General features: G+C 39.2%; 2 protein-coding genes. Both read left to right on the plus strand.

Annotation, left to right across the window (positions count from 1 at the left end; genetic code table 11):
• Window positions 1–3: 3 nt before the first annotated feature.
• Window positions 4–7,362 carry a non-ribosomal peptide synthetase gene (locus IM496_RS03220; RefSeq protein ID WP_287661217.1) on the plus strand — a complete coding sequence of 2,453 codons (7,359 nt, stop codon included), beginning with the start codon at window positions 4–6 and terminating at the stop codon, window positions 7,360–7,362.
• A 62-nt stretch (window positions 7,363–7,424) separates the two neighbouring features.
• Window positions 7,425–9,428, plus strand: a complete 2,004-nt coding sequence (locus tag IM496_RS03225) for an ABC transporter ATP-binding protein/permease (protein ID WP_194014626.1) — start codon at window positions 7,425–7,427, stop codon at window positions 9,426–9,428.
• Window positions 9,429–9,633 lie beyond the last annotated feature (205 nt).

Here is a 9,633-nt window from a genome sequence, read left to right on the forward strand (position 1 = left end):
GTTATGACGAAAAAGATTGTTGAATTTGTCTGTTATTTACGGGATTTAGGCATTACTTTAGAAGCTGATGAAAACCGCCTCCGCGCTCAGGCTCCTGAAGGTGTTTTAACTGCTACCCTCCGTCAAGAAATTGGCGATCGCAAACCTGAATTACTACAATTTTTACAACGGGCCAAACAGTCTAAAAGTAACGCTCATTTACCAATTCAACCTGTCGCTAGAGACGGCCATTTACCCCTCTCTTTTGCTCAACAACGTTTATGGTTTTTACATTATCTTTCTCCTGATAGTCGTTCCTACAATACCCTGGAAATATTGCAAATTGATGGGAATCTCAATCTGACTGTGCTAGAGCAGAGTTTGGGGGAATTAATTAACCGCCATGAAATTTTTAGAACAACATTCCCTACTGTTTCAGGGGAACCTATTCAGGCGATCGCGATGCCTAGTTCTTTTCGCTTAAAAGTTGACAATTATCAAGATTTATCCCCAAATGAACAATCAACCAAAATTCAACAAGTAGCAGAATTGGAAGCAGGACAAGCTTTTGATTTAACGGTGGGGCCACTGATTCAGTTTAAGCTATTGCAATTGAGTCCCCAGAAGTCGGTGCTGCTGTTGAAAATGCACCATATTATCTATGACGGTTGGTCTTTTGGGATTCTGATTCGGGAATTATCGGCTCTATACGAAGCATTTTTAAAGAACTTAGCCAATCCTCTCCCTGCGTTGTCTATTCAGTATGCAGATTTTGCGGTTTGGCAACGTCAATATCTCTCAGGTGAGGTCTTAGATAAACAACTCAATTATTGGCAAGAACAGTTAGCAACAGTCTCTCCTGTTCTTACTTTACCAACGGATAAACCCCGCCCAGCAATACAAACTTTTCAAGGAGGAGTTGAGCGTTTTCAACTGGATCAAAATGTCACTCAAGGTCTTAAAAAGTTAGGTCAAGATCATGGCGCAACCCTGTTTATGACGTTGTTGGCCGGTTTCGGCGTTTTGCTATCTCGTTATAGTGGTCAATCTGATCTGATGGTGGGTTCTCCGATCGCTAATCGTAATCAAGCAGCGATCGAACCTTTAATTGGCTTTTTTGCTAACACTTTGGCTTTAAGAATTAACTTATCAGAAAATCCCAGTTTTTTAGAATTATTAGAACAAGTTAAACAGACAACTTTAGAGGGTTATGCTCACCAAGACCTACCCTTTGAGATGTTAGTAGAAAAGCTACAACTTGACCGTGATTTGAGCAGAAATCCTTTAGTACAAGTCATGTTTGCGCTACAAAATACCTCTCAAGATACTTGGAATCTTTCGGGTTTAAGTATTGAAAGTTTATCTTTATCAGTGGAAGAAACTGTCAGATTTGATCTAGAAGTAAACTGCTGGCAAAATTCAGAAGGTTTAGCAATAGATTGGATTTACAGCAGAGATTTATTTGACACTGCAACAATTGCAAGAATGGGAGAACATTTTCAAAATTTAGTTCAGGCAATCATACTCAATCCAAAAGCTACAGTTAAAGAACTTCCTTTATTAACACCCAAGGAACGTGAGCAATTATTAATATCTTGGAATAATAGCAAGACTGATTATCCTCAAGAGCAGTGTATTTATCAATTATTTGAAGCACAAGTTGAACGGACTCCAAATGCGATCGCAGTGGTATTTGAGGAGCAATCATTAACATACACTGAATTAAACCATCGCGCTAATCAGTTAGCCCATTATTTACAAACTTTAGGCGTGGGAGCAGAAGTCTTAGTCGGTATTTCCCTAGAACGTTCTTTAGAGATGATTATCGGCTTATTAGGGATTCTCAAGGTAGGTGGTGCTTATCTTCCTCTTGATCCAGACTATCCCACTGAGCGTCTTCAGTTGATGTTAGAAGACAGTCAAGTTCCTTTTTTGATTACCCACAGTTCTTTATTAGCAAAATTGCCTCCCTCTCAAGCAACTCTGATTTGTTTAGATCATATCCAAGAGCAGATTTCTCAATATTCTCCAGATAATCTTCAATGTCAGTTAACTCCTGCCAATTTAGCTAACGTTATTTATACCTCTGGCTCTACGGGTAAGCCTAAAGGGGTGATGGTTGAACATAAAGGTTTAGTTAACTTAGCTCTTGCTCAAATTCAATCTTTTGCAGTCAACCATAACAGTCGTGTGCTGCAATTTGCTTCTTTTAGTTTTGATGCTTGTATTTCAGAAATTTTGATGACTTTTGGTTCTGGAGCGACGCTTTATCTTGCTCAAAAAGATGCTTTATTACCAGGTCAGCCATTAATTGAACGGTTAGTAAAGAATGGAATTACTCATGTGACTTTGCCGCCTTCAGCTTTAGTGGTTTTACCCAAAGAATCGTTACCCAACTTACAAACTTTAATTGTGGCGGGTGAAGCTTGTCCTCTCGATTTGGTGAAACAATGGTCGGTGGGAAGAAACTTTTTTAATGCTTATGGGCCAACGGAAGCGAGTGTTTGTGCCACTATTGGACAATGTTATCAAGATGATTTAAAGGTGACGATTGGTAAGGCGATCGCCAATGTCCAAATTTATATTTTAGATGCCTTTTTACAGCCGGTGCCGGTGGGAGTGTCAGGAGAGTTATACATTGGTGGAGTTGGGGTGGCAAGGGGCTATTTAAATCGTCCTGAATTAACCCAAGAAAAATTTATTGCTAATCCTTTTAGTAACGACCCAGATTCTCGTCTCTATAAAACGGGAGATTTAGCGCGTTATTTACCCGATGGTAATATTGAATATTTAGGACGCATTGACAATCAGGTAAAAATTCGCGGTTTTCGCATTGAGTTAGGAGAAATTGAAGCGGTTCTGAGTCAATGTCCCGATGTGCAAAATACGGCGGTGATTGTCCGCGAAGATACTCCTGGCGATAAGCGCTTAGTTGCCTATGTGGTTCTTACTTCTGACTCCCAGATAACTACTAGCGAACTGCGTCAATTTTTGGCGAATCAATTACCCGCCTATCTCGTTCCCAATACCTTTGTTATTTTAGATGATTTGCCCCTAACCCCCAGTGGCAAATGCGATCGCCGTTCCTTACCTATACCCGAAACACAAGCGTTATCAAATGACTATATTGCCCCTAAATCTCCCACTGAAGAAATTCTGGCTCAAATATGGGGGCAAGTTCTCAAGATAGAAAGAGTCAGCAGAGAAGATAATTTCTTTGAATTGGGGGGGCATTCCCTTTTGGCTACCCAGGTAATGTCCCGTCTGCGTGAAACTTTTCAAGTCGAATTACCTTTGCGTAGTCTCTTTACCGCTCCCACTATTGCTGAATTGGCCCTAACAATTGAGCAATCTCAGCAAACCATTGCTGCTCCCCCCATCCTAACCAGAAACGACAGTGCTAACCTCCCGTTATCTTTTGCTCAACAACGTTTATGGTTTCTGGATCAATTAGAACCTAACAGCGCCTTTTATCATGTAGGGGGAGCCGTAAGACTAGAAGGAACATTAAATATTACTGCCTTAGAGCAAAGCTTAAAAGAAATTGTTAACCGTCATGAAGCTTTACGCACAAATTTTATAATGGTTAATGGTCAAGCCACTCAAATTATTCACCCTACTATTAATTGGCAATTGTCTGTTGTTGATTGTCAAAATTTAACCGACACTCAATCTCTGGAAATTGCGGAAGCTGAAAAGCCTTTTAATCTTGCTCAAGATTGCTTATTTCGTGCTACTTTATTCGTGCGATCACCGCTAGAATATCATCTACTCGTGACCATGCACCATATTGTTAGCGATGGCTGGTCAATTGGAGTATTTTTTCAAGAACTAACTCATCTTTACGCTGTCTATAATCAGGGTTTACCCTCATCTTTAACGCCTATTAAAATACAATATGCTGATTTTGCGGTCTGGCAACGGAATTGGTTACAAGGTGAAATTTTAAGTAATCAATTGAATTATTGGCGCAAACAATTAGCAAATGCTCCTGCTTTTTTACCTTTACCGACAGATAGACCTAGGCCCGCAATCCAAACTTTTATTGGTTCTCATCAAGAATTTAAACTTTCTCAGCCATTAAGCCAAAAATTGAATCAACTAAGTCAGAAGCATGGAGTGACTTTATTTATGACTCTCCTGGCTGCTTTTGCTACCTTACTTTACCGTTATACAGGACAAGCAGATATTTTAGTTGGTTCTCCTATTGCTAACCGTAATCGTAAGGAAATTGAGGGATTAATCGGCTTTTTTGTTAATACATTAGTTCTGAGATTGAGTTTAGATAATGATTTAAGTTTTCAAAATTTGCTAAACCATGTTAGAGAGGTTTCTTTAGCAGCCTACGCCCATCAAGATTTACCTTTTGAAATGTTAGTAGAAGCACTACACCCTCAACGAGATCTCAGTCATACCCCTTTATTTCAGGTAATGTTTGTTTTGCAAAATACACCAGTGGCTGATCTAGAACTTAAAAATGTAAAGGTTTGTCCTCTACCGATGGAAAATAAGACTGCTAAATTTGATTTAACCTTATCAATGGAGAATCTAGAGGAAGGATTGATTGGGGTTTGGGAATATAACACCGATCTATTTAATGGCTCAACCATTGAGCAAATGAGTGGACATTTTGTCACCTTGTTAGAAGATATTGTTGCCGCTCCAACGAAGTCAGTTTTACGGTTGTCTTTGCTGACGGAAGAGGAAAAACTGCAATTATTGATTAAAAATCAAGGTGTTCAGGTTGATTATCTTCAAGAGCAGTGCATTCATCAATTATTCGAGAAACAAGTTGAACAAACTCCCGATGCGATCGCGGTGGTATTTGAGGAGCAATCATTAACCTACAGTGAATTAAACCATCGCGCTAATCAGTTAGCCCATTATTTACAAACTTTAGGCGTGGGAGCAGAAGTTTTAGTCGGTATTTCCCTAGAACGTTCTTTAGAAATGATTATCGGCTTATTAGCCATTCTCAAGGCGGGTGGTGCTTATCTCCCTCTTGCTCCTGACTATCCCACTGAACGTCTTCTATTTATGTTAGAAGATAGTCAAGCTTCTTTTTTGATTACCCACAGTTCTTTATTAGAAAAATTGCCTTCTTCTCAAGCGACTCTAATTTGTTTAGATCACATCCAAGAGCAGATTTCTCAATATTCTCAAGATAATCTTCAAAACGGACTAACTGTTTCTAATTTAGCCAATGTGATTTACACCTCTGGCTCTACGGGTAAGCCTAAAGGGGTGATGGTTGAACATCGAGGCTTAGTTAATTTGGCTCTTGCTCAAATTCAATCTTTTGCCGTCAACAATAAAAGCCGTGTACTGCAATTTGCCTCCTTTAGTTTTGATGCTTGTATTTCAGAAATTTTGATGACCTTTGGTTCTGGAGCGACTCTTTATCTTGCCCAAAAAGATGCTTTATTGCCAGGTCAACCTTTAATTAACAATTTACGAGAAAATGGGATTACCCATGTGACTTTACCCCCTTCAGCTTTAGCTGTTTTACCAAAAAAACCGTTACCAAATTTACAAACCTTAATTGTGGCGGGTGAAGCTTGTCCTCTCGATTTGGTGAAACAATGGTCGGTGGGAAGAAACTTTTTTAATGCTTATGGGCCAACGGAAGCGAGTGTTTGTGCAACAATTGCACAATGTAGTCAAGATGATTTAATAGTGACGATTGGTAAGGCGATCGCCAATGTCCAAATTTATATTTTAGATGCCTTTTTACAGCCGGTGCCGGTGGGAGTGTCAGGAGAGTTATACATTGGTGGAGTCGGGGTGGCAAGGGGCTATTTAAATCGTCCTGAATTAACGGCGGAAAGGTTTATTCCTAATCCTTTTGATCCCCCCCTAACCCCCCTTAAAAAGGGGGGAGATAAGAGCTATGAAACTTTTAAAAAGGGGGAAGAGCAACCATCAAAACTCTATAAAACGGGAGATTTAGCTCGTTATTTACCCGATGGCAATATTGAATATTTAGGACGCATTGACAATCAGGTAAAAATTCGCGGTTTTCGCATTGAGTTAGGAGAAATTGAAGCGGTTCTGAGTCAATGTCCCGATGTGCAAAATACGGCGGTGATTGTCCGTGAAGATACTCCTGGCGATAAACGTTTAGTTGCCTATGTGGTTCTTACTTCCAACTCCCAGATAACTACTAGCGAACTGCGTCAATTTTTGGCGAATCAATTACCCGCCTATCTTGTTCCTAATACCTTTGTTATTTTAGATAATTTACCCTTAACTCCCAATGGTAAATGCGATCGCCGTTCCCTACCTATACCCGATGATCAAGCCAGAAAAAATATTCAAAAAATTGCTCCTCGTAATTTATTAGAATCACAATTAACCCAAATCTGGTCAGAGATTTTAGGCATTAATAATATTGGTATTCAGGACAACTTCTTTGAATTAGGCGGTCATTCTTTATTAGCAGTCAGTCTGATCAATCGTATTGAACAAAAGTTAGACAAACGTTTACCATTAACCAGTCTTTTTCAAAATGGAACCATAGCAAGTCTAGCCAAATTACTAGCGCAAGAAACAACTCAGCCAGCCTCTTCACCGTTGATTGCTATCCAGTCTCAAGGTAATAAGACCCCATTTTTTGCTGTTCATCCCATTGGTGGTAATGTGCTGTGTTATGTCGATTTAGCTCGTAATTTAGGAACGAAACAGCCGTTTTATGGATTACAATCATTAGGGCTAAGTGAATTAGAAAAAACTGTAGCCTCTATTGAAGAAATGGCAATGATTTATATTGAAGCAATACAAACTGTTCAAGCCTCTGGTCCCTACTATTTAGGAGGTTGGTCAATGGGAGGAGTAATTGCCTTTGAAATCGCCCAACAATTATTGACCCAAGGTCAAGAAGTTGCTTTACTGGCTTTAATAGATAGTTATTCTCCCAGTTTACTTAATTCAGTTAATAGGGAGAAACATTCTGCTAACTCACTGCCAGAAGAATTTAATGAAGATCTCAATATTGCCTATTCTTTCATCAGAGACTTAGCAAGTATATTTAATCAAGAAATCTCTTTCTCTGGGAGTGAACTTGCTCATTTTACATCAGACGAATTACTAGACAAGTTTATTACTTGGAGTCAAGAGACGAATCTTTTGCCGTCAGATTTTGGGAAGCAGCAGGTTAAAACCTGGTTTAAAGTTTTCCAGATTAATCACCAAGCTTTGAGCAGCTATTCTCCCAAGACGTATCTGGGTAGAAGTGTTTTCTTAGGAGCGGAAGACAGTTCTATTAAAAATCCTGGTTGGCATCAAGTAATCAATGACTTGCAATCTCAATGGATTAGCGGCGATCACTACGGTTTAATTAAAAATCCAGTCCTCGCTGAAAAACTCAATAGCTACCTAGCCTAAAACTTTCAAAAAGCCTGATTATTGTTTAAAATGAATGATCGTTCACCGGTCAGAGGACAAGTATGACAACCCAAACAGCTTCTAGTGCCAATGCCCTTGCTTCCTTTAACCAATTTTTAAGGGATGTAAAGGCGATCGCCCAACCCTATTGGTATCCCACTGTATCAAATAAAAGAAGCTTTTCTGATGTTATTCGTTCCTGGGGAATGCTATCACTGCTTATCTTTTTGATTGTGGGATTAGTCGCCGTCACGGCTTTTAACAGTTTTGTTAATCGTCGTTTAATTGATGTCATTATTCAAGAAAAAGATGCGTCTCAATTTGCCAGTACATTAACTGTCTATGCGATCGGATTAATCTGTGTAACGCTGCTGGCAGGGTTCACTAAAGATATTCGCAAAAAAATTGCCCTAGATTGGTATCAATGGTTAAACACCCAGATTGTAGAGAAATATTTTAGTAATCGTGCCTATTATAAAATTAACTTTCAATCTGACATTGATAACCCCGATCAACGTCTAGCCCAGGAAATTGAACCGATCGCCACAAACGCCATTAGTTTCTCGGCCACTTTTTTGGAAAAAAGTTTGGAAATGCTAACTTTTTTAGTGGTAGTTTGGTCAATTTCTCGACAGATTGCTATTCCGCTACTGTTTTACACGATTATCGGTAATTTTATTGCCGCCTATCTAAATCAAGAATTAAGCAAGATCAATCAGGCACAACTGCAATCAAAAGCAGATTATAACTATGCCTTAACCCATGTTCGGACTCATGCGGAATCTATTGCTTTTTTTCGGGGAGAAAAAGAGGAACAAAATATTATTCAGCGACGTTTTCAGGAAGTTATCAATGATACGAAAAATAAAATTAACTGGGAAAAAGGGAATGAAATTTTTAGTCGGGGCTATCGTTCCGTCATTCAGTTTTTTCCCTTTTTAGTCCTTGGGCCTTTGTATATTAAAGGAGAAATTGATTATGGACAAGTTGAGCAAGCTTCATTAGCTAGTTTTATGTTTGCATCGGCCCTGGGAGAATTAATTACAGAATTTGGTACTTCAGGACGTTTTTCTAGTTATGTAGAACGTTTAAATGAATTTTCTAATGCCTTAGAAACTGTGACTAAACAAGCCGATAATGCCAGCACAATTACAACCATAGAAGAAAATCATTTTGCCTTTGAACACGTCACCCTAGAAACCCCTGACTATGAAAAGGTGATTGTTGAGGATTTATCTCTTACTGTTCAAAAAGGTGAAGGATTATTGATTGTCGGGCCCAGTGGTCGAGGTAAAAGTTCTTTATTAAGGGCGATCGCTGGTTTATGGAATGCTGGCACCGGGCGTTTAGTGCGTCCTCCCCTAGAAGAAATTCTCTTTTTGCCCCAACGTCCCTACATTATTTTGGGAACCTTACGCGAACAATTGCTATATCCTCTAACCAATCGTGAGATGAGCAATACCGAACTTCAAGCAGTATTACAACAAGTCAATTTGCAAAATGTGCTAAATCGGGTGGATGACTTTGACTCCGAAAAACCCTGGGAAAACATTCTCTCCCTCGGTGAACAACAACGCCTAGCCTTTGCTCGATTGTTAGTGAATTCTCCGAGTTTTACCATTTTAGATGAGGCGACCAGTGCCTTAGATTTAACAAATGAGGGGATTTTATACGAGCAATTACAAACTCGCAAGACAACCTTTATTAGTGTGGGTCATCGAGAAAGTTTGTTTAATTACCATCAATGGGTTTTAGAACTTTCTGCTGACTCTAGTTGGGAACTCTTAAGCGTTCAAGATTATCGCCTTAAAAAAGCGGGAGAAATGTTTACTAATGCTTCGAGTAACAATTCCATAACACCCGATATTACTATCGATAATGGATCAGAACCAGAAATAGTCTATTCTCTTGAAGGATTTTCCCATCAGGAAATGAAACTATTAACAGACCTATCACTCTCTAGCATTCGGAGTAAAGCCAGTCGAGGGAAGGTGATTACAGCCAAAGATGGTTTTACCTACCTTTATGACAAAAATCCTCAGATATTAAAGTGGCTCAGAACTTAACTTTAAATGACTCTAACAAAGGGGCGATCGCGCCTCTTTGAACTGAATTTAGTTTTTCTTGTGTTAAGTAGGGCTTGCTGAATAAATCTAAAAACCTTGTTGGATAAGGCTTTTAGACTTTTTTGACCTCAAAAAGTGCCGACCATTGGAGGGATCAGGGGTAAAATTCAGGTACTTTTTCCCTGAAAATTAGGTAACTGACTAC

It is taken from the genome of Microcystis sp. M049S2, from assembly GCF_020245625.1.
In the GTDB taxonomy this organism is placed as follows: domain Bacteria; phylum Cyanobacteriota; class Cyanobacteriia; order Cyanobacteriales; family Microcystaceae; genus Microcystis; species Microcystis ichthyoblabe_A.

Bases quoted from the DNA above. Each gene is read 5' to 3' on its own strand.
- IM496_RS03225 (WP_194014626.1), top strand. From the start codon at position 7,425: ATGACAACCCAAACAGCTTCTAGTGCCAATGCCCTTGCTTCCTTTAAC.
- IM496_RS03220 (WP_287661217.1), top strand. From the start codon at position 4: ATGACGAAAAAGATTGTTGAATTTGTCTGTTATTTACGGGATTTAGGC.